15 protein-coding genes are annotated in these 20,927 nt (G+C 71.9%); 7 read left to right on the forward strand and 8 right to left on the reverse strand.

What is annotated here, in order from left to right:
- Positions 1-108: 108 nt before the first annotated feature.
- From ACIP5O_RS07795 to ACIP5O_RS07805, 3 genes are all read left to right on the forward strand, one after another.
- Positions 109-3,990, forward strand: a complete 3,882-nt coding sequence (locus ACIP5O_RS07795; protein ID WP_401289843.1) for an endo-alpha-N-acetylgalactosaminidase family protein — start codon at positions 109-111, stop codon at positions 3,988-3,990.
- Between the two features lie 257 nt (positions 3,991-4,247).
- Entirely contained in the window at positions 4,248-5,831 is a 1,584-nt protein-coding gene (locus ACIP5O_RS07800) for an acyl-CoA carboxylase subunit beta (protein WP_401289846.1), read from the forward strand.
- 16 nt (positions 5,832-5,847) lie between these two features.
- Positions 5,848-6,051 (forward strand): acyl-CoA carboxylase subunit epsilon, encoded by a 204-nt coding sequence (locus tag ACIP5O_RS07805; protein ID WP_401289848.1) that lies wholly within the window; start codon positions 5,848-5,850, stop codon positions 6,049-6,051.
- 168 nt (positions 6,052-6,219) lie between these two features.
- Here ACIP5O_RS07805 and ACIP5O_RS07810 read toward each other — a convergent pair whose 3' ends face one another.
- The 8 genes from ACIP5O_RS07810 to ACIP5O_RS07845 form a co-directional block, all read right to left on the reverse strand.
- Positions 6,220-6,801, reverse strand: coding sequence for an ATP/GTP-binding protein (locus ACIP5O_RS07810; RefSeq protein ID WP_015036414.1), 582 nt, complete (start codon positions 6,799-6,801; stop codon positions 6,220-6,222).
- Entirely contained in the window at positions 6,782-7,330 is a 549-nt protein-coding gene (locus tag ACIP5O_RS07815) for a DUF742 domain-containing protein (protein ID WP_356549451.1), read from the reverse strand. Before ACIP5O_RS07815 ends, ACIP5O_RS07810 begins: the two co-directional genes overlap by 20 nt.
- Positions 7,331-7,436: 106 nt before the next feature.
- Positions 7,437-7,850: a roadblock/LC7 domain-containing protein gene (locus ACIP5O_RS07820; RefSeq protein WP_026057603.1), complete on the reverse strand. Its 414-nt coding sequence runs from the start codon at positions 7,848-7,850 to the stop codon at positions 7,437-7,439.
- A gap of 7 nt (positions 7,851-7,857) precedes the next feature.
- A complete protein-coding gene (locus ACIP5O_RS07825; protein ID WP_401289851.1) occupies positions 7,858-11,142 on the reverse strand; it encodes a nitrate- and nitrite sensing domain-containing protein in 3,285 nt (1,094 codons plus the stop codon).
- Positions 11,143-11,477: 335 nt separating this feature from the next.
- A complete protein-coding gene (locus ACIP5O_RS07830) occupies positions 11,478-12,059 on the reverse strand; it encodes an ATP/GTP-binding protein (RefSeq protein WP_062752054.1) in 582 nt (193 codons plus the stop codon).
- A complete protein-coding gene (locus ACIP5O_RS07835; protein WP_017235980.1) occupies positions 12,040-12,444 on the reverse strand; it encodes a DUF742 domain-containing protein in 405 nt (134 codons plus the stop codon). The genes ACIP5O_RS07830 and ACIP5O_RS07835 overlap by 20 nt, the downstream gene beginning before the upstream one ends.
- A 175-nt stretch (positions 12,445-12,619) precedes the next feature.
- Complete coding sequence (locus ACIP5O_RS07840; protein WP_015036421.1) at positions 12,620-13,033, reverse strand: roadblock/LC7 domain-containing protein; 414 nt, start codon at positions 13,031-13,033, stop codon at positions 12,620-12,622.
- Between the two features lie 9 nt (positions 13,034-13,042).
- Positions 13,043-16,852: a nitrate- and nitrite sensing domain-containing protein gene (locus tag ACIP5O_RS07845; RefSeq protein WP_401289853.1), complete on the reverse strand. Its 3,810-nt coding sequence runs from the start codon at positions 16,850-16,852 to the stop codon at positions 13,043-13,045.
- Positions 16,853-17,422: 570 nt separating this feature from the next.
- Between ACIP5O_RS07845 and ACIP5O_RS07850 the strand changes: the two genes are divergently transcribed.
- The 4 genes from ACIP5O_RS07850 (at position 17,423) to ACIP5O_RS07865 (ending at position 20,874) form a co-directional block, all read left to right on the forward strand.
- Positions 17,423-17,626 (forward strand): hypothetical protein, encoded by a 204-nt coding sequence (locus ACIP5O_RS07850; RefSeq protein WP_401290185.1) that lies wholly within the window; start codon positions 17,423-17,425, stop codon positions 17,624-17,626.
- A 127-nt stretch (positions 17,627-17,753) separates the two neighbouring features.
- Positions 17,754-18,557: a fumarylacetoacetate hydrolase family protein gene (locus ACIP5O_RS07855; protein WP_401289855.1), complete on the forward strand. Its 804-nt coding sequence runs from the start codon at positions 17,754-17,756 to the stop codon at positions 18,555-18,557.
- Positions 18,550-20,064, forward strand: coding sequence for a glutamate--tRNA ligase (gene gltX / locus ACIP5O_RS07860; RefSeq protein ID WP_401289857.1), 1,515 nt, complete (start codon positions 18,550-18,552; stop codon positions 20,062-20,064). Before ACIP5O_RS07855 ends, gltX begins: the two co-directional genes overlap by 8 nt.
- 87 nt (positions 20,065-20,151) lie before the next feature.
- Positions 20,152-20,874: an HAD family hydrolase gene (locus tag ACIP5O_RS07865; RefSeq protein WP_401289859.1), complete on the forward strand. Its 723-nt coding sequence runs from the start codon at positions 20,152-20,154 to the stop codon at positions 20,872-20,874.
- Positions 20,875-20,927 lie beyond the last annotated feature (53 nt).

The following is a 20,927-nucleotide window of genomic DNA, read 5'->3' on the forward strand; positions in this document are numbered from 1 at the left end:
CCCCTCCGGAGTCCACTTGGACTAACCGGAGGGGGTTGTTGGACTGGAGGGGCCCGTGCGGCGCGATCTCGTTGACGGTGCCGCCGGGCCCGGGGCCAACTGGTGCGCATGCCCCTCCCTCACTCGCCACGAGGCCGCAGGATCCGTGCGGCCTGCGCCCTCGCCGTCGCCTCCTCCGCCGTGTTCGCCCTGGCGGGACCCGCCCTGGCCGACCCCCGGACCCCGCCCGCCGGGACCGCCCCGGACGCCGCCCCGGACACCTCCGCGGACGCCGTCATCGCCTCCCGGCAGCTCTCCGTCGCCGTCGCCGGGGACTTCCCCCGCGTCCTCTCGTACACCGACCGCGCGAGCGGCGCCCGCCTCCTCGGCAGTACGGCCCCGGTCACCGAGGTGGTCCTCAACGGCACCGCCCGCACCGTCCGGACCAAGGCCGCCCCCGTCCTCAAGCCCGCCTCCGCCGCGTACACCCTCGTCTTCCCCGACCTGCCCGGCGTCGAGATCGACGCGCGGCTGGGCGTCGAGGGCCGGACCACCACCTTCCGGATCACCGCCGTCCGCGACACCGAGGCCTTCCGGGTCGGGACGATCGACATACCCGGCCACGACCTGGTCTCCGTGGGCTCCTCGGACGCCGGCGGCGCCGCGACCGCCTTCACCCGCCTCGACCCGGACTCCACCCGCACCGCCGACGTCTTCGCGCGGGTCACCGACGCCACCCCGGCCGAGGCGGGTCCCGCCGGCGCCTCGTACGCGATCGTCAGCACCGGCCGCCTCGCCGCCGCCGTCGAGTCCAACTCCAGCTACGACAAGCCCTCCGGCGCCTCCGCCCGCGACGGCGCCCGCTTCTGGCACCAGGCCCGCAAGAACGGCGCCGAGACCCGCGTCGGCGTCTGGTCCGGCCAGTGGACCCACCGCGGCGAAGGCGCCCCGCAGCCCGAGAGCGGCGACGGCCTGCCCTGGGCCAAGGTCGTCGTCACCCCCGACGCCAACGCCGACGGCACCGTCGACTGGCAGGACGGCGCCGTCGCCTTCCGCACGATCGGGATCAAGGCCCCCGGCAGCGAGCAGACCCCCGGCCGGGTCGTCGCCCACATCCCGTTCAACTTCGCCTCCCAGGCCACCCACCCCTTCCTGCGCACCCTCGACGACGTCAAGCGGATCTCGCTCGCCACCGACGGACTCGGCCAGTTCGCCCTGCTCAAGGGGTACGGCTCCGAGGGCCACGACTCCGCCCACCCCGACTACGGCGGCAACTACAACAAGCGCGCCGGCGGCCTCGCCGACCTCAACACCCTCCTCAAGGAGGGCAGGAAGTGGAACGCCGGCTTCGGCGTCCACGTGAACGCCACCGAGTCGTACCCCGAGGCCGAGAACTTCAGCGAGACCCTCGTCGACAGGACCAAGCCCGGCTGGAACTGGCTCAACCAGAGCTACTACATCGACCAGCGCCGGGACATCAACAGCGGCGACCTCGCCCGCCGCTTCCAGCAGCTCCGCGACGAGACCGACCCCAACCTCTCCATGCTCTACATCGACGTCTACTACACGCACGGCTGGATCGCCGACAAGACGATGGAGGCGGTGCGGGCACAGGGCTGGAACGTCGCCACCGAATGGGCGGACAAGTTCGAGCGCTCCTCCCTCTGGTCCCACTGGGCCAACGACCTCGACTACGGCGGCGCCACCAACAAGGGCCTCAACTCGCAGATCATCCGCTTCATCCGCAACGGCGAGAAGGACGTCTGGAACGACCACCCGGTCCTCGGCCAGACCGCCCTCGTCGACTTCGAGGGCTGGACCGGCGAGACCGACTGGAACGCCTTCACCGCCAACGTCTGGCAGCGCAACCTGCCCGCCAAGTACCTCCAGCAGCAGAAGATCACCCGCTGGAACGGCAACGACATCACCTTCACCGGCGGCGTCCGCGGCACCGTCGAGGACGGCCGCCGCACCTTCTACGAGAACGGCCGCAAGGTCCTCGACGGCGAGAGCTACCTGCTCCCCTGGGACGGCGGCAAGAAGCTCTACCACTACAACGAGTCCGGCGGCACGACCAGTTGGCAGGTCCCGTCCGGCACCCGCTCGTACACCGTGTACCGGCTCACCGACAACGGGCGCGTGAAGACCGCCACCGTGCGGCCCGCCGGCGGGAAGGTCACCCTGGAGGCCGCCGCCGGACAGGCCTACGTCCTCTACCCCGACAAGGCCCCCGCCCAGGCCGACCCGCGGTGGGGCCGGGGCACCCCGGTGAAGGACCCCGGCTTCAACGACGCGAAGCTCGCCGGCTGGACGAAGACCGGCGCCGTCGCCCGTGACACCGACGGGCAGGGCCGCACCAGCGCCAAGCTCACCGGCACCGCCGCCGCCTCGGTCGGCCAGCGGATCACCGGCCTCACCCCCGGCGAGCGGTACACCGCCTCCGCCCTGATCGAGGTCGAACCCGGGAAGACCCGCCCCACCACCCTCTCCGCCGGCGGCGCGTCCGTCACCGTCGAGCGCTCCCCGCTCCAGAACCGGATCGCCGCCTCCGACTGGAACGACACCCGCCTCCAGCGCGCCAAGGTCACCTTCACCGCGCCGCGCGGCGCCACCACCCTGAGGATCGGGGCCGCGGGCGGCAGCCCCGCCGCCGTCCGGATCGACGACGTCCGGATCGTCGCCGACGCCCCCGCCACCAAGGAGGGAGCCACGGCGTACGAGGACTTCGAGGCCGTCGACCAGGGCTGGGGCCCCTTCCTCAAGGGCGACGCCGGCGGGACGAACGACCCGCGCACCCACATCGCCCAGCTCCACGCCCCCTACACCCAGGCCGGCTGGAACGGGAAGCTCGTGGACGACGTCATCGGCGGCGCCGAGTCCCTCAAGTCGCACGACGAGAACAGCGGCCTCGTCTACCGGACCGCCCCCTGGACCGTCCCCATGGAGGACGGCCGCCGGTACCGCGTGGAGTACGCCTACCAGTCCAGCCACGCGGGCGCGTACGAGTGGGTCACCGGCTACGACCGCACCAGCGGCACCGGAGCGGCCGTCGAGACCCGGCGCACCCCGATCGGGCAGCAGAGGACCACCGGGCACTTCACCGAGACCGTCACGGCGGGCTGCGGCGACACCTGGACCGGCCTGCGCAAGCGCGCCGACGCCCCCGACGGCGCCGACTTCGTCCTGGACGGCTTCACCGTGACCGACCTCGGCCCGGCCCCCGAGCGCGCCGCCTGCGGCACCCTCGCCGTCGCCGCGCCCGAGACCCTGGAGCCCGGCCGCCCGAACCGGGTCACCGTCACCTTCGGCAACGACGAGGCCGACGGGGTCACCGGCGCCCTGGCCGCCCTCGCCCTGCCGGACGGCTGGACCGCCGAACCGGCCGCGCCCGTCGACCTCGGCGCGGTCGCGGCGGGCGGGAAGGCCACCGCCACCTGGCAGGTGACCCCGCCGGTGGACGCGGCCCACCGGTCGTACCCGCTGAGCGCCTCCCTCACGTACACCGCCGGCGGGGGCGGGCGGAGGCTGACCGCCACCACCACCGCCCGCACCCTGCCCCCGCCGCCCACCGCCGACACCTGGGCGAGCGACCACGACTGGACCTCGGCGACCAGCGGCTGGGGACCCGTCGAGCGCGACCTCTCCAACGGCGGGACCGCCGCCGGGGACGGCTCCCCGCTGAAGATCGGGGGAGTGGCCCACGCCAAGGGCCTGGGCACCCACGCCCCCGCCACCGTCCGCTACTACCTCGGCGGCCGGTGCGCCTCCTTCACCGCCGAGGTCGGCGTGGACGACACCCAGGTCGGCCGGGGCAGCGTCCGGTTCACCGTCCTCGCCGACGGCGCGGAGAAGGCGAAGTCCCCGGTCCTCAAGGCCGCGGACCCCGCCTGGTCCCTCACCGCCGACGTCACCGGCGCGTCCTACGTCGACCTGGTGGCCGACGACGGCGGCGACGGCAACGGCAACGACCACGCGGACTGGGGGAGCGCCCGCTTCCACTGCGGCGGGTAGCCCGTACGGCCCCTCCCGGCGGGGGGAACTTGTAGGGAAGCGAAGAAGGCGGGCGGCACCCCGGTAGGGTGGGTGCCGTCCGCCGACGCGAGTCCCCCGCCGAGGTCTATGTCGAACCCCTACAAACACAAGGGGTGTCCGGCTGTTGACTCGGGACGTACGGGACACGGTTCTGTTCGGCCCCGCCAGGAATCGACACGCGAGACTGTACGGAGTCGACGGCAAGGTTTTCTTGTCCGACTTCGTAGGGTCGGTACATGACCGTTGTGGACCAGATCCCGAGCGAGCCCGCCGACGCCCGTGGCCGCGTGGCCGAGCTGCACGTCCTGCGCGAGCAGGCCCTGGCGGGCCCGAGCGAGCGGGCGACCGAGGCGCAGCACGCCAAGGGCAAGCTGACCGCGCGCGAGCGCATCGAGCTCCTCCTCGACCCTGGTTCCTTCAGCGAGGTCGAGCAGCTGCGCAGGCACCGCGCGCAGGGCTTCGGCCTGGAGGCGAAGAAGCCCTACACCGACGGCGTCATCACCGGCTGGGGCACGGTCGAGGGCCGCACGGTCTTCGTCTACGCGCACGACTTCCGGATCTTCGGCGGCGCCCTCGGCGAGGCCCACGCCACCAAGATCCACAAGATCATGGACATGGCCATCGCGGCCGGCGCCCCGCTGGTCTCCCTGAACGACGGCGCCGGCGCCCGCATCCAGGAGGGCGTCTCCGCCCTCGCCGGATACGGCGGCATCTTCCAGCGCAACACCCGCGCGTCGGGCGTCATCCCGCAGATCAGCGTCATGCTCGGCCCGTGCGCCGGCGGCGCGGCCTACAGCCCCGCCCTGACGGACTTCGTCTTCATGGTCCGCGAGACCTCGCAGATGTTCATCACCGGCCCGGACGTCGTCAAGGCGGTCACCGGCGAGGAGATCACCCAGAACGGCCTGGGCGGCGCGGACGTGCACGCCGGCACCAGCGGCGTGGCGCACTTCGCGTACGACGACGAGGAGACCTGCATCGCGGAGGTCCGCTACCTCCTGTCGATGCTCCCGCAGAACAACCGCGAGAACCCCCCGGCCACCCCCTCCGAGGACCCGGCCGACCGCCGCTCCGACGTCCTGCTCGACCTGGTCCCGGCCGACGGCAACCGCCCGTACGACATGCACAAGGTCATCGAGGAGCTCGTCGACGACGGCGACTACCTGGAGGTCCACGAGCGCTGGGCGCGCAACATCATCTGCGCCCTGGCCCGCCTGGACGGCCAGGTCGTCGGCATCGTCGCCAACCAGCCGCAGACCCTCGCCGGCGTCCTGGACATCGAGGCGAGCGAGAAGGCCGCCCGCTTCGTCCAGATGTGCGACGCCTTCAACATCCCGATCATCACCCTTCTGGACGTCCCCGGCTTCCTTCCCGGGGTCGACCAGGAGCACGGTGGGATCATCCGGCACGGCGCCAAGCTGCTCTACGCCTACTGCAACGCGACCGTGCCCCGGATCAGCCTGATCCTGCGCAAGGCCTACGGCGGCGCGTACATCGTGATGGACTCCCAGTCCATCGGCGCCGACCTGACGTACGCCTGGCCGACCAACGAGATCGCGGTCATGGGCGCCGAGGGCGCCGCCAACGTGATCTTCCGCAAGCAGATCGCGGAGGCCGAGGACCCCGAGGCCATGCGCACCCGCATGGTCAAGGAGTACAAGGCCGAGCTGATGCACCCGTACTACGCCGCGGAGCGCGGCCTGGTCGACGACGTCATCGACCCCGCCGACACCCGCCAGGTCCTCATCCGCTCCCTGGCCATGCTCCGCACCAAGCACGCCGACCTGCCCTCCCGCAAGCACGGCAACCCGCCGCAGTAAGAGGAGCCCGCTTCCCATGACCATTCCCGCCAATCTCCTGCGCGTCGAGAAGGGCCACGCCGACCCCGAGGAGCTCGCCGCCATCACCGCGGTGCTCCTCGCCCGCGCCGCCGCCCAGCCCGCCGCCGACACCGCCGGCGCCCACCGCGGCCGCACCGCCGCCGGCTGGCGGCGCCTGGAGCGCGAGCACGGCTTCCGCGCCCCGCACAGCTGGCGCTGACCGCCGCCGAACACGCCGAAGGGCCGGAACCCGGGGAGACCGGGTCCCGGCCCTTCGCGCTGCCCGTACGCCGCCAAAGGGCCCGTACGCACGCCGAAGGCCGCGCCCCCTTCCGGGGAGCGCGGCCTTCGGGACGAGCGGGGGAACGAACGGAACGCCTGGGGACAGCTACCGCAGCCGGGCCATGAGGGCGTGCTCGACGAGGGTGATGAGCGCGCTCTTGGCGTCGGCGCGGTGGCGGGCGTCGGTGGTGATGATGGGGGTGTCGGGGCCGATCTGGAGGGCCTCGCGGACTTCTTCGGGCTGGTAGGGCTGGTTGCCGTCGAAGCCGTTGAGGGCGATGACGAACGGCAGGCCCGAGTTCTCGAAGTAGTCCACCGCCGGGAAGCAGTCGGCGAGCCGGCGGGTGTCGACGAGGACGACGGCGCCGATGGCGCCGCGGACGAGGTCGTCCCACATGAACCAGAAGCGGTCCTGTCCGGGGGTGCCGAACAGGTACAGGATCAGGTCCTGGTCGAGCGTGATGCGGCCGAAGTCCATGGCGACGGTCGTCGTCGTCTTGTCGCCGGTGTGGGTGAGGTCGTCGATGCCCGCGGAGGCGGACGTCATGACGGCTTCGGTACGCAGCGGGTTGATCTCCGAGACGGCGCCGACGAACGTGGTCTTGCCCACGCCGAAGCCACCCGCCACCACGATCTTCGCGCTGGTGGTTGAACGGGCCGCGCCGCCGCTAGAGCTTGCGAAGTCCACTGAGCACCCTTTCGAGCAGTGTCACGTCTGGCTGACCGCCGGCGGCCTCGTCGCCGCCGGGCTGGTGGATGGCGACGAGTCCGGCCTCGGCCAGGTCGGCGACGAGGATTCGGGCGACGCCGAGGGGGATGGAGAGAAGTGCCGAGATCTCGGCGACCGACTTGATCTCGAAGCAGAGCCGGCAGATCCGCTGGTGCTCGGGCAACTGCCCCTGCAGCCGGGACGGATCGGCCGTCGTACTGACCAACGCCTCGATGGCGAGCTGGTAACGCGGCCTGGTCCGGCCGCCGGTCATCGCGTACGGACGCACCAGCGGGTTGTGCCCGCCCGAACCGCCCTGGGCGGACGGGCCGCGCGAGGCGGACGGGCCGGCGGGTGCCGACGGGGCGTGCGGCTGCCGGTAGGGCTGCGCCACGCCCTGTCCGCTCGGTGCGGAGGGAAAGTTGAACCGGTTCTGCGCGGTGTCGCCCAGCGGCGTCCGGTGCGCGTCATAACCGTTGTAAGGGCTCCCGCCCGGGGGTGTTCCCACGTTTCCTCCTCCGACTGCCTCGCGGTCCATGTCCCTTGGAGCCGCGCCACCGCACCTTACGGGGCGGTGGCGCGAAACGCACGATCTGTCTGTTGGTTGAGAACGGTCAGTTGAGAAGACTGCCCTGGAGTTCCGCCCGGAGATCGGGGGTCAGGACGGTGCCCGCACGGTCCACGAGCAGGGCCATCTCGTAGCCCACGAGGCCGATGTCCGCCTCGGGGTGGGCGAGTACGGCCAGCGAGGAGCCGTCCGAGATCGACATGATGAAGAGGAAGCCGCGCTCCATCTCCACCACGGTCTGGTTGACCGCACCGCCCTCGAAGATCCGGGACGCGCCCGCGGTCAGCGAGGTCAGTCCGGACGCGACGGCCGCCAGCTGGTCGGCGCGGTCCCGGGGGAAGCCCTCGGACATCGCCAGCAGGAGTCCGTCGGCGGAGACCACCACCGTGTGGGACACCCCGGGGGTGTTGTCCACGAAGTTGGTGATCAACCAGTTCAGATTCTGCGCCGCCTGGCTCATGCTCACACTAACGCTCCTGGTTGTAGGTACTGCCCGGGCCGAGGCCCGATCCGTTCGTGTCCGTTCCCGCGTTGCGTCCCTGCTGAACGCCCCGGCGCAGGTTGCTCAACCTGCCCCGTACGTCCTCGGGTGCGCGGGAGACCTGGGGGCCGCCCTGCGGGGTCTGCTCAGCCGTTCCCTCGACCAGGTTGGCCTTCGGGACGCGTCGGGGGAGACCGGACGAGGTGACCCCGCCCGCCTTCGGGTCCTTGAGCTTTCCGGCCCGCTGCCAGCGCTCGTCGTTGGTCGAGCGCCATGCGTCGGTGCCGCCGGCTTCGTTCTGCTGCTGTTCCGGCTGCGCGGGCTCGGCCGGCTGCGGCGTCCGCTGCGTCGGCGGGGCGACGCTGCCGCGGCGCGGCAGTCCGGCGTCGGTCAGCGCGTGGCCGGCGTCCGGGGCGGGATTCGGAGGAGTCGGACCCGGACGGTCGAAGCCTACGCGGTCGGCGGCCTGTTCGGGAGCGGCCTGGGCAGATTCCGGTTCGGCCCGGTACTCCTGCGCGTAACCGCCCTGATAGGCGTTCTGATCCGGCCACTCCGCCTGGTGGGACTGGGGATCGAACGCCTGCTCGTACTGCTGGTGTTCGGTTTCCGGAGTTGCGTACGAGGCTTCCGCATAGCCCTGCTGAGGGTACGCCTCGTAGCCCTGCTGCGCGTACCCGTAACCGTCCTGCTGCGGGTAGCCGGCCGCGTACTCCTGGCCGTACTCCTGCTGCTGCTGCGACTGCTGCGGCTGGCCGTACTCCTGCGCGGGGGCGTACTCCGCCGCGTACTCCTGGCCCTGCGGCTGCTCCTGGGCGTACTCCTGGCCCCGGGCGGCCTGCTCCTGCCCGTACTCCCGGGCCTGGCCGTACTCGCCCTGCTGCTGCTCCGCCTCGTCGCGGAAGAGCGGACGGTCGCCGCTCTGCACCCGGTCGCCCAGGGCGGCGCGCCGCCCCTCCCGCCGCAGCGAGCGGTTGACCGGGTCGAGGTTCGGCTGCTCCCCGTCCGGCTGCTGCTCGTAGCGGGAGTCGTCGAAGCCGAGGTCGGCCGCGGTCAGCATCGGCTGCGCGGGAGCGGCCTCGAAGGCGTTCTGCGGCTGCTGCTGCTGTTCCGGGATGATCTGGGAGACGGTGAAGTCGTCCTGGACCGGCTGCTCGCCGCCACCGCCGTGCGTGATCGCGTCCGGCAGCATGACGAGCGAGGTCGTCCCGGCTTGCTCGCCCGAGGGACGGAGCTGGACCCGGATGCCGTGCCGGTCGGCGAGCCGGCCGACCACGAAGAGGCCCATGCGCTGCGAGACGGCGGCGTCCACGGTCGGCGGGTTGGCCAGCTTGTGGTTGATGTCCGCGAAGTCCTCGGCGGTGAGGCCGATGCCCTTGTCGTGGATCTCGACCATCACGCGGCCGTCGGGGAGACGGGTCGCGGTGACGCGGACCTTCGTCTGCGGGGAGGAGAACGTGGTGGCGTTCTCCAGGAGCTCGGCGAGCAGGTGCACGAGGTCGGTCACGGCCTGGCCGTGGATCTCGGCCTCCGGGACGCCCGCCAGCTCGATGCGCTCGTACTGCTCCACCTCGGAGGAGGCGGCGCGCATGACGTCGACCAGGGGGACCGGCTGGTCCCAGCGGCGGCCCGGCTCCTCGCCGGCGAGGACGAGGAGGTTCTCGCCGTTGCGGCGCATGCGGGTCGCCAGGTGGTCCAGCTTGAAGAGGTTCTCCAGCTGGTCCGGGTCGGCCTCGTTGTTCTCCAGGTCGGTGATGAGGGTCAGCTGGCCCTCGATCAGCGACTGGTTGCGGCGCGAGAGGTTGGTGAAGATCGCGTTGACGTTGCCCCGGAGCATGGCCTGCTCGGCGGCGAGCCGGACGGCCTCGCGGTGGACCTGGTCGAACGCGCGGGCGACCTCGCCGATCTCGTCCTGGGAGTCGATCGGGATCGGCTGGACGCGGGTGTCGACCCGGCCCGGCTCGGTGCGGGAGAGCTGGTCGACCAGCATCGGCAGGCGCTGCTCGGCGATGCCGAAGGCGGCGGTCCGCAAGGTGCGCATCGAGCGGCTCATCTGGCGGGCCATCATCCCGGCCAGGATGAACGCGGCGAGCAGGGCGATGACGACGATGGCACCGTTGAGCCAGGCGTCGGACTTGGCGTCGTCGGAGATCGCGACGGCCTCGGTCACGGCCTTGTCGACGAGCGCCTTCTCGACCTCGCTGTAGCCCTCGAACTTGGCGGTGGCGATCGCCATCCAGGTCTCGGGGGTGATGCCCTGGGCCTTCAGGTCCTTGATGCCCTCGGGGCCCTTGGCCGTGCCGATCGCGGCGGCGACGCCGGAGTAGACGGAGCCGTCCTTGCCCTTGGGCAGCTCGACGTCGGCGGCCTGCATCTGCTTGGCGCCCTCGGCGGCCTTGGCGGCCATGACCTTCTTGAGGAGCTCGACGTCCTCGGGCATGCCGCCGGAGCTGAACTCGCCGAGGGCGATCTGCTCCAGGTAGTTGTACGAGTTGAACGCCACGGACTGCTGGGCGAAGACCGCCTCGTCGCCGCTGGGGCGGACGAGGAGCTGGGTGCCGATGGACCGCTGGAGGGACTCGGCGCCCTTGGAGAGCTGGACCGCGTAGACGCTGCGGCCGTAGCTGGTGATGTTGCCGGTGCCCAGGCCGAGCTCGTTGGAGAACTCGGTCAGGTAGTGCTGGACGGCCGTGTACCCGAGCTGGGTGTTCACCGGGTCGTAGGAGCGGGAGTAGGCGCCCTTGCGGAGCGCTTCGAGCTTCGGCTCCTCGTCCTTGAACAGGCGCAGCCGGCGCTCCAGGCCCTGGCCCGAGGGCAGGTTCTTGGCCGCCTCGTCGAACTTGAGGCGGGCGGCGTCGGTCGCGGCGTACGCCCGCTGGACCTCGTCGGCCTTGCGGTCCTCGGGGGTCTTGGCGACGAGGAGAGGGGCCGCGGTGAGGTCCCGCTCGTTGAGCAGCGCGGTGCTGTACTCCGAGGCGGCGCGCACGATGAGCGCCGTCTTCTCGGCGTCCTGGGCCTCCTGCCAGGTGTCGATCGACCCCTTGACCTGGAAGCCGCCCATGACGAGGCCGACGAGCACGGGTATGAGGAGGATCGCGTTCAGGCGGGTGGGCACCCGCCAGTTGCGGGGCGACAGCTTGCTGGAGCTCCCCGCGACCGCCTCGACGGGCGGCGGCGTGACGGGCGCGTCCGCGGGCGACACCGCTGTGCGCGACGGCGGCGTGAAGTTGCCCCGCGTCTCCTGCTCCGCGGAGCTTTCCTTGCTTCGCCTCACTCGACCAACAACCTCTCGGCGTCGGCACCTACGTTGTGCCGGTGTTTCGTTCAGGGCCGTACTACTCGGGAGTTCATGAATTGCAGCACGTGAAGGGGGTCCCTTCCAAACAGTGGGACACCGCTACTTTCAGTGGTCCGGACCGCGAATAAAACGGGCATAAAGAGCGAGCCCCGCCAAAAAGCGGGGCTCATGTGAGCGCAGTGACACCGATCGGATGCGTCGGGTGTCCGAGGCGCCCCAATTCTCTGTCGAAACGTTATGAATACGGGGGCGGCCGTGTCGAACGACACAGACCGCCCCGGCGGCACGGGACAACGGCCCGTTCCGCCCTCCTACTTGAGCCGGGCCATGAGGGCGTGCTCGACGAGGGTGATGAGCGCGCTCTTGGCGTCGGCGCGGTGGCGGGCGTCGGTGGTGATGATGGGGGTGTCGGGGCCGATCTGGAGGGCCTCGCGGACTTCCTCGGGCTGGTAGGGCTGGTTGCCGTCGAAGCCGTTGAGGGCGATGACGAACGGCAGGCCCGAGTTCTCGAAGTAGTCGACCGCCGGGAAGCAGTCCGCGAGCCGGCGGGTGTCCACGAGCACGACGGCGCCGATGGCGCCCCGCACCAGGTCGTCCCACATGAACCAGAAGCGGTCCTGACCCGGCGTACCGAACAGGTACAGGATCAGGTCCTGGTCCAGGGTGATGCGGCCGAAGTCCATGGCCACGGTCGTCGTGGTCTTGCCACCCGTGTGCGTGAGGTCGTCGATGCCCGCGGAGGCGGACGTCATGACGGCTTCGGTACGCAGCGGGTTGATCTCCGAGACCGCGCCGACGAACGTGGTCTTGCCCACGCCGAAGCCACCCGCCACCACGATCTTCGCGCTGGTGGTCGACCGGGCCGCACCGCCGTTAGAGCTTGCGAAGTCCACTGAGCACCCTTTCGAGCAGAGTCACGTCCGGCGTGCCGCCGGTCTCTCCGTTGCCCGGCTGGTGGATCGCCACCATGCCGGCCTCCGCCAGGTCGGCGACGAGGATCCGGGCGACGCCGAGCGGCATCGACAGGAGGGCCGACACCTCGGCCACCGACTTGACCTCGCGGCACAGGTGGCAGATCCGCTGGTGCTCGGGGAGCAGCGTGGCGAGGTGCGCCGGGTCGGCCGTGGTGCTGACCAGCGCCTCGATGGCGAGCTGGTAGCGCGGCCGGGTCCGGCCGCCGGTCATCGCGTACGGACGCACCAGCGGCTGGTCGCCCTCGTGCCCGTACTCGTCGACTGAGGCGCCGTACGGATCGTGAGAGGCGGGGGGCGGGGTCATGAATCCTCCGGGCGTGACAGCAAGACTTCTGCCGTCTGATGGGGCCGGTGGGGGGCCGGGTGGGGCGGCCGGACGGTGAACGGTGTCCGGGGCGGTACGGAGGGGCGCACCGCCCCGTCGGTCATTCGGTACGTACGGGGGCTTGGGGGTCCGGGGTCCGGGGTTCCGGGTCCCGCTAGTGGAGCAGGCTGCCCTGGAGCTCCGCGCGGAGGTCCGGGGTGAGCACGCTGCCGGCCCGGTCGACCAGCAGCGCCATCTCGTAGCCCACGAGGCCGATGTCGCACTCCGGGTGGGCGAGCACGGCCAGCGAGGAGCCGTCCGAGACCTGCATGAGGAAGAGGAAGCCGCGCTCCATCTCCACGACGGTCTGCGCGACCGGTCCCCCCTCGAAGATCCGGGACGCGCCCGCGGTCAGCGAGGTCAGTCCGGACGCGACCGCCGCCAGCTGGTCGGCACGGTCGCGGGGGAATCCTTCGGACATGGCCAGCAGGAGTCCGTCGGCGGAGACCACCACCGTGTGGGACACCCCGGGGGTGTTGTCCACGAAGTTGGTGATCAACCAGTTCAGATTCTGCGCCGCCTGGCTCATCGCGTTCAACTAACGCTCCTGCTGATGGTTCGGACCGAGGTGGTGAGTACCCGTGGTCGAGTTACCGGCCTGACGGCCCTGCTGAATGCCGCGGCGCAGATTGGTGAGCCGGCCGCGGACGTCGTCGGGTGCACGCGAGACCTGGGGGCCGGCCGTGTGGGCCTGCTCCTGCGCGGTCCCGGGTACGAGGTTGGCCTTCGGCACGCGCCGGGGGAGGCCGGAGGTGGTGACGCCGCCGGCCGCGGGCTTGCGCACCCGCTCGGCCTGGCGCACCAGCTCGTCGTTGGGCGAGGACCGCCAGGCGGCCCCGCCGTTCTGGTCGCCGCCCTGACGGGGGGCCGGGGCGGACGATCGCGGCACGACCGGGGTCTGCCCCGTCTGCGCCGGGTCCTGGGCCTGGGCCTGCTGGGCCGCCTGGTCCTGGTGGAACCAGTCGGTCTCCAGGTTGTCGTACAGCGGCGTGCGGCCGTCGCCCGCGCCGCCCGCCGGCGGCAGCGCCTCCGGACGGCGCGGCTGCTGGAGCTGCGGCTGCTGGGGCTGCTGCCGGACCGGCTCGGCCGGACGCGGGACACCGAAGTCGTTCCCGCCGGCCGGCCGGTTCGGCGCCGGGGGCTGCTGCTGGTGCTGCGGCTGCTGCTGCGCCTGCGGTGCGAAGGGCTGCCGGCCGAACTGCTGCTGCTGGCCGCCCTGGTACCCCTGCGGGGCCTGGGGCTGCTGCGGCTGCTGGGGGACCTGCTGCTGCGCGCCGAAGTCGGGGCGGGCGAACTGGCCGGTGGAGCCGGGACCCTGCGGGGCGCCGAAGTCCGGGCGCGGGAACTGCGCCGTGGACGCCGGGTCCTGCGCACCGCCCTGGTACCCCTGCGGGGCCTGCGGCTGGTGCGGCTGCTGCGGGGCCTGCTGCTGCGCGCCGAAGTCGGGGCGCGGGAACTGGCCCGTGACGCCCGGACCCTGCGGGGCCTGCGGAGCCGCGAACCGGCCCGTGGCCTCCGGGTCCTCGTGGCCGCGCGGAGCGTCCAGCGGGGACATCTCCTGCTGCGGACGCCGCACCGGCTGCTGCGGGGCCTGCTCGGTGCCCCAGCTCGCGGCCTGCGGACGCTGCTGCTGGGGGTTGCCGCCCGGCAGCTCGGCGCGCGGGAAGTCGTACCCGCCCTGCGGCGCCTGCTGCTGCGGGCCCGGTCCGGCCTGCGGGGCGCCCTGGTTGCCCCACACGTCCGTACGGGAGGGGATGGCGCTCGCGGCGCCGCCGATGAGGCCGCCGCCGCCCGGGCGCGGGGCCTCGGGGGCCTGGGGCGCCTGCGGGGTCTGGGGGACCTGCGGCAGCCGGCCGGTCTGCTCCGACTGCGCGTTCTGCGGCTGCGGGGTGCGCTGCTGCGGCGCGCCCTGCGGGCCGCCGGCGAGCGGGGCGCCGTCACGGGCGGGCAGCGCGGCACGGGGGCCGCCCCCGCCGACCTGGCCGCGCGCGGCACCGGCACCGGCGCCGAGGCGCCCGGCCGCCGAGGACGGCGCGCCGCCCTGGCCCGGACGTCCGCCGGGACCGCCGGCCGCGCCGGGGCCGCCGGGCAGCCGGCCGCCCGGGGCGGAGGCGCCCGGAGGCATCGCGCCCTGGCCGCCCGCGCCCGGCTTGGGCATGGGCTTCTTGCCGCCCTGGGCGACGTCGACCGGGAGCATGACGAGCGCGGTGGTGCCGCCCGAGTCGGAGGGGCGCAGCTGGATGCGGATGCCGTGTCGCAGGGACAGGCGGCCGACCACGAAGAGGCCCATGCGGCGGGAGACCGAGACGTCCACGGTGGGCGGCGAGGCGAGCCGCTCGTTGATCGCCGCGAGGTCCTCGGGGGAGAGGCCGATGCCGGTGTCGTGGATCTCGACGAGCACCCGGCCGTCGGGCAGCGCGTGACCGGTGACCCGGACCTTGGTCTGCGGGGAGGAGAACGAGGTGGCGTTCTCAAGGAGCTCGGCGAGGAGGTGCACGAGGTCGTTGACGACCCGGCCGGCGACCTCGGTCGCCGGGACCGCGGCCAGTTCGATGCGCTCGTACTGCTCCACCTCGGAGGCGGCGGCGCGCAGGACGTCGACCAGCGGGACCGGGCGGGTCCAGCGGCGGCCCGGCTCCTCGCCGGCGAGGACGAGGAGGTTCTCGCCGTTCCGGCGCATGCGGGTCGCGAGGTGGTCGAGCTTGAAGAGCGAGGAGAGCTGGTCCGGGTCGGCCTCGCGGGACTCCAGCTCGGAGATGAGCGAGAGCTGGCGCTGGATGAGGCCCTGGGAGCGGCGCGAGAGGTTGGTGAACATCGCGTTGACGTTGCCCCGGAGGAGGGCCTGCTCGGCGGCGAGGCGGACGGCCTCGCGGTGCACGTCGTCGAAGGCCGCGGCCACCTGGCCGATCTCGTCCCGGGAGTGCACGCCGACGGACTCGACGGAGGTGTCGACGTCCTGCGGGTCGGACTCGGAGAGCTGCTTGACGAGCTCGGGCAGGCGTTCCTGCGCGACCTTGGTGGCGGTGTCCTGGAGCCGGCGCAGCGAGCGGATCATGGACCGCGCCACGACGAAGGCGCCGACGAGGGAGACGCCGAGGACGAGCAGGATCAGCGCACCGTTGATGATGGCCTCGCGCTGCGACTCCTGCCGCAGCTCACGGGCCATGGACTCCATGTCGCCGAGCAGGACGCTCTCGATGCGGTCCATGGCGGCGATCTTGGTGCCGTACTCGTCGGTGAAGTTCAGGTGACCGCGGGGGGCACCGCTCTGCATCGCGTTGTCCGAGTTCAGCACGCGCTCGGCGTACTTGTCGGCGTTCGAGATGGAGGGGTTGCCCCGGTTCAGGGTCGAGGTCAGCTCGTCGGCGTCGCCGCCGATCGACTTGTAGATCGCCTGGAAGGACTTGAGCTCGACGTTCTCACTGTTGCGCGCGGCCTCGCCGTACAGCCGGTCGCCCTGGGCGATCCTGCCCTTGGTCCGGTCGCTCGGGGGCAGCGCCGCCGCGATGATCGCCTGCTGGATGGAGGCGTACTCCTTGGCGGACGAGAACGCGGCGAGCGCGCGGGTCCGCTTGATCATCTCGGGGTTGCTGGTCGCCTGCGCCATGTCCTGGGACAGGCTCAGGAGCGAGCGGATGAGGCGGCTGTAGGCCTCGACCGTCACCGAGTTGGAGACGTCCTTCTTGTAGGCGCTGCCCCGGATCGAGTGGAGCTCGGTGACCTGCGAGGCGATCTGGCTGACGTTCTGCCGGATGCTGCGCAGCGCCTCGTCGCTGTCGGAGGAGGGGATCTCCTCGGTGGCGGCGAGGAAGGCCTTGAGTTCGAGGTCCGTCTTCCGGCGCGGGTTGGCGACCTGGTAGTCGCTGACCGGGCGGTCGTTGGCCAGCGGGCCGGCGGAGTGGTCGCGCTCGGCCTGGAGGGCCTTGGCGAGGTCCGTCGCCTCACGGGTCAGCTTGGTGAGCAGCTGCATGTGGTCGAGCTGCTCCATGTCCTGGAGCGACTCGTTGATGCGGATGCCGCCCAGGGCGGTCGCCGCGACCACGGGGAGGGTGAGGAGCGCGACCAGACGCGTGGAGATGCGCCAGTTGCGGAGGGCTATTCGGGGGCCGACCTCGTTCTCGGCCTTGGGCGCGGGGGCGGCCGACGGCTCGGACGAAGCGGCCGCGGCGCCCGCGCGCCGGCCGCCGTCACCGCCCTCGCCGGACGGTCCCTGACCCTGGTTCGGGGTGTGCGAGGCCGAGGGACCGCGGTCGATCCCGGCACGCGGTTCCTGCTCCGCCGGAGCATCCGCTCGGCCCTGGCGGGCCTGGGGAGACCCCGAGCCATCCCTCTTGAAACGTCCCTGCACTAGCGTCGCAACCTCTGGACCAGGCGCCCTTCCGGATGAACGGAGAGGGCGGTGTCGGTGTCGATCGGGGTGTGTGGAGCACCCCAGGTGGTCGTCGGTGACCGGCGCAGTTCCCCCTTCGTCCCGCCACTCGGCCGGCGCTGCGTTGCGCCTCCTGCGCGCCGGCTTGAAACCCGCGGCGGTGCGGGAATTCCAGCACAGTGCCGGATCTCCAACAAGGGCCGCGTGTCGCGCCGGGAAGGGTATGACAACGCGTGCACGGCGTGTCACCCCATGTAGAAGATGATCACGGAGGATTCGGACTTTTCCGTGCCAATGACCCGGCGTCCCCGTGTGTCCCAGTCGACATGATCAGGAGCGGAATGCAGTATTCAGTGGCGAAATGCCCCTTTCCGTGGTGACCGGTGGCTGTCCGTAATGCCTGGAATCTACCGTCACGGGTGAGCAAACTCACACGCCGATCGATGCCTTAGCCATGCATTCGAAGGGAATCCCATGTTTAGCCTGACGCTTTACGCCCCTTACGCGCCCGCCCGGGCGCCCGTCCCGGAACAAGGTCTGATCACCGCGATGAAGAAGACGACGCTCCGCACCACGGCCAACCCCCGCCGCTCCACCCTCGTCCACCTCGCGGACGCCGCACAGCTCGACCGGGGCGCCCGGCCCGAGTACGCGGCCGAGCTGCCCGGCCGGACGGCCAATCCGCGCCGCACCGTCCTCATGCAGCCCCCGGCCCCGTACGAGCCCGCCCCGTACGCCACGGTCGCCCGCTGACGGTCGCGCCCCCGGGGCCCCGCCCCCACCGGCCCGTACGCCCGCACATCGCCGTTCGGCGACCCCTCGCCGCGTTAGCCTGGAGCGTCAGACTCCAGCCAGTACCAAGTGAGGGGCGACAGCACTCGTGCGCATCGCCAGATTCTCCATCGACGGCAATGTGGCCTTCGGCGCCGTCGAGGGCGAGGGACCTGCCGAGTCCGCCGCGTCCGGCGGCCTCGTCCTCGACATCATCAAGGGCATCCCGTACACCGACTTCGAACTCAGCGGCACCAAGGTCCCGCTGAGCAAGGTACGGCTCCTGCCGCCCGTGCTCCCCAACAAGGTCGTGGGCATCGGCCGCAACTACGCCGAGCACGCCGCCGAACTCGGCAACGAGGTCCCCGACGTGCCCGTCGCCTTCTTCAAGCCCACCACCTCGGTGATCGGCCCCGGCGACGCCATCGAGTACCCCTCCTTCTCCGAAGAGCTGCACCACGAGGCCGAACTGGCCGTGGTGATCGGCCGCATGTGCCGCGAGGTCCCCCGCGAACGCGTCCAGGACGTGATCTTCGGCTACACCTGCGCCAACGACGTCACCGCCCGCGACGTCCAGAAGCGCGAGAAGCAGTGGGCCCGCGCCAAGGGCTTCGACACCTCCTGCCCGCTCGGCCCCTGGGTGGAGACCGGCCTGAGCCTCGCGCAGGCCGGCGACCTGACCGTCCAGGCCACGGTCAACGGCGAGCAGCGCCAGCTCGGGCGCACGAGCGACATGATCCGCTCCATCGAGGACCTGGTCGTCCACATCAGCGAGGCGATGACCCTGCTCCCCGGCGACGTCATCCTCACCGGCACCCCGGCCGGAGTCGGCCCCCTCAACGTCGGCGACGAGGTCGCCGTCACCATCGAAGGCATCGGCACTCTCACCAATAAGGTGATCAAGCGTGGCTAACGCGAACTCCCCCAAGCTCTCGACTTCGCTCGAGCAGGGGGTACCCCCCCGCGTCCGTTTCTGTCCCTCGCCGACCGGCAACCCCCACGTGGGCCTGGTCCGCACCGCCCTCTTCAACTGGGCCTTCGCCCGGCACAACCAGGGCACCATGGTCTTCCGCATCGAGGACACCGACGCGGCGCGCGACTCCGAGGAGTCGTACCAGCAGCTGCTCGACTCGCTGCGCTGGCTCGGCCTCGACTGGGACGAGGGCCCGGAGATCGGCGGCCCGCACGCGCCGTACCGCCAGTCGCAGCGGATGGACGTCTACAAGGACGTCGCCGACAAGCTGGTCGCCGGCGGCTACGCGTACCCCTGCTACTGCAGCACCGAGGAGCTCGACGAGCGCCGCGAGGCCGCCCGCGCCGCCGGCCGCCCCTCCGGCTACGACGGCCACTGCCGCGACCTCACCGACGAGCAGAAGACCGCGTACGAGGCCGAGGGCCGCACGCCGATCGTCCGCTTCCGGATGCCCGACGAGCCGATCACCTTCACCGACCTGGTCCGCGGCGAGCTCACCTTCACCCCGGAGAACGTGCCGGACTACGGCATCCTCCGGGCCAACGGCGCCCCGCTCTACACCCTGGTCAACCCGGTCGACGACGCCCTGATGGAGATCACCCACGTCCTGCGCGGCGAGGACCTGCTCTCCTCCACCCCGCGCCAGATCGCGCTCTACAAGGCGCTGATCGAGCTGGGCGTCGCCAAGGAGATCCCCGCCTTCGGCCACCTGCCGTACGTGATGGGCGAGGGCAACAAGAAGCTCTCCAAGCGCGACCCGCAGGCCTCCCTCAACCTCTACCGGGAGCGCGGCTTCCTCCCCGAGGGCCTGCTGAACTACCTCTCCCTGCTCGGCTGGTCCTTCTCCGCCGACCAGGACCTCTTCACCGTCCCCGAGATGGTGGAGAAGTTCGACATCGCCGACGTCAACGCCAACCCGGCCCGCTTCGACCTCAAGAAGGCCGAGTCGATCAACGCCGACCACATCCGCAGGCTGGACGTGAAGGCGTTCGCCGAGGCCTGCGAGCCCTGGCTGCGCGCCCCGCACGCCCCCTGGGCGCCCGAGGACTTCGACCGGGCCGCCTGGGAGGCCGTCGCGCCGCACGCCCAGACCCGCCTGACCGTCCTCTCGGACATCACGGCCAACGTCGACTTCCTCTTCCTGCCCGAGCCGGTCTTCGACCAGCCCTCGTGGGACAAGGCGATGAAGGGCGAGCCCGCCGCGCTCCTCACCACCGCCCGCGAGAAGCTCGACGCCGCCGACTGGAGCGACCCCGAGTCCCTCAAGAGCGCCGTCCTGGCCGCCGGCGAGGCCCACGGCCTCAAGCTCGGCAAGGCCCAGGCCCCGGTCCGCGTCGCGGTCACCGGCCGCACGGTCGGCCTGCCGCTCTTCGAGTCCCTGGAGGTCCTGGGCAAGGAGAAGACCCTGGCCCGCATCGACGCGGCCCTGGCGAAGCTCGCCGCGTAGGCACCGCGCCGGTGTACGGGAGGAGGGCGGCGACCGGATTCCGGTCGCCGCCCTCCGGCGCGTCCCCGCCGTCGGTACCGTGGCCCCATGACCATCCGGGCGGTCCTCTGGGACATCGACGACACGATCTTCGACTACGCCACCGCCGACACGGCCGGGATGCGCGGCCACCTCGCGGCCGAGGGGCTCCTCGAAGGGTTCGGCTCGGTGGAGGCGGCCCTCGACCGGTGGCGGGAGCTCACCGCCCTCCACTGGCGCCGCTTCGAGCGGGAGGGCGGCGACTTCCTGGACCAGCGCCGCGACCGGGTCCGCGACTTCCTCGGCAGGCCGGAGCTCACCCCCGGCGAGGCCGACGCCTGGTTCGACCGGTACGTCGTCCACTACGAGGCGGCCTGGGCGCTCTTCCCCGACACCGTGCCCGTGCTCGACCTCCTGGCCCGTGACTACCGTCACGCGGTCCTGTCGAACTCCAGCATCCGCAACCAGGAGCGCAAGCTGCGGATCCTGGGCATCCGGGACCGCTTCGAGGCCGTCCTGTGCGCCGCCGAGCTCGGCGTGGCCAAGCCCGCCCCGGAGGCCTTCCACGCCGCCTGCACCGCCCTGGGCCTGCCCCCGCACCAGGTGGCGTACGTCGGGGACCAGCCGGACATCGACGCCCGGGGCGCGGTGGAGGCGGGGCTCCTGGGGATCTGGCTGGACCGCGCGGACACCGGCGGGCGGCCCGAGCTGCACCGGATCACGGAGCTGAGCGCCCTCCCCGACCTGCTGCGCCGGGATACCCGTTTTGGAGCGCGGTCCACCTTCGGGTAATGTTCTTCCTGCGCCGAGGGGAGCAAGCCGAAAGGCAAGATCCCGGAAAGCGC

This window comes from Streptomyces sp. NPDC088915, from assembly GCF_044749825.1.
Lineage (GTDB): Bacteria > Actinomycetota > Actinomycetes > Streptomycetales > Streptomycetaceae > Streptomyces.

What these genes read in the sequence shown, in the direction of transcription:
- ACIP5O_RS07795 (WP_401289843.1), top strand. Translation starts at nt 109, where the DNA reads ATGCCCCTCCCTCACTCGCCACGAGGCCGCAGGATCCGTGCGGCCTGC.
- ACIP5O_RS07800 (WP_401289846.1), top strand. Translation starts at nt 4,248, where the DNA reads ATGACCGTTGTGGACCAGATCCCGAGCGAGCCCGCCGACGCCCGTGGC.
- ACIP5O_RS07805 (WP_401289848.1), top strand. Translation starts at nt 5,848, where the DNA reads ATGACCATTCCCGCCAATCTCCTGCGCGTCGAGAAGGGCCACGCCGAC.
- ACIP5O_RS07820 (WP_026057603.1), bottom strand. Translation starts at nt 7,850, where the DNA reads ATGAGCCAGGCGGCGCAGAATCTGAACTGGTTGATCACCAACTTCGTG.
- ACIP5O_RS07835 (WP_017235980.1), bottom strand. Translation starts at nt 12,444, where the DNA reads ATGACCCCGCCCCCCGCCTCTCACGATCCGTACGGCGCCTCAGTCGAC.
- ACIP5O_RS07840 (WP_015036421.1), bottom strand. Translation starts at nt 13,033, where the DNA reads ATGAGCCAGGCGGCGCAGAATCTGAACTGGTTGATCACCAACTTCGTG.
- ACIP5O_RS07850 (WP_401290185.1), top strand. Translation starts at nt 17,423, where the DNA reads ATGAAGAAGACGACGCTCCGCACCACGGCCAACCCCCGCCGCTCCACC.
- ACIP5O_RS07865 (WP_401289859.1), top strand. Translation starts at nt 20,152, where the DNA reads ATGACCATCCGGGCGGTCCTCTGGGACATCGACGACACGATCTTCGAC.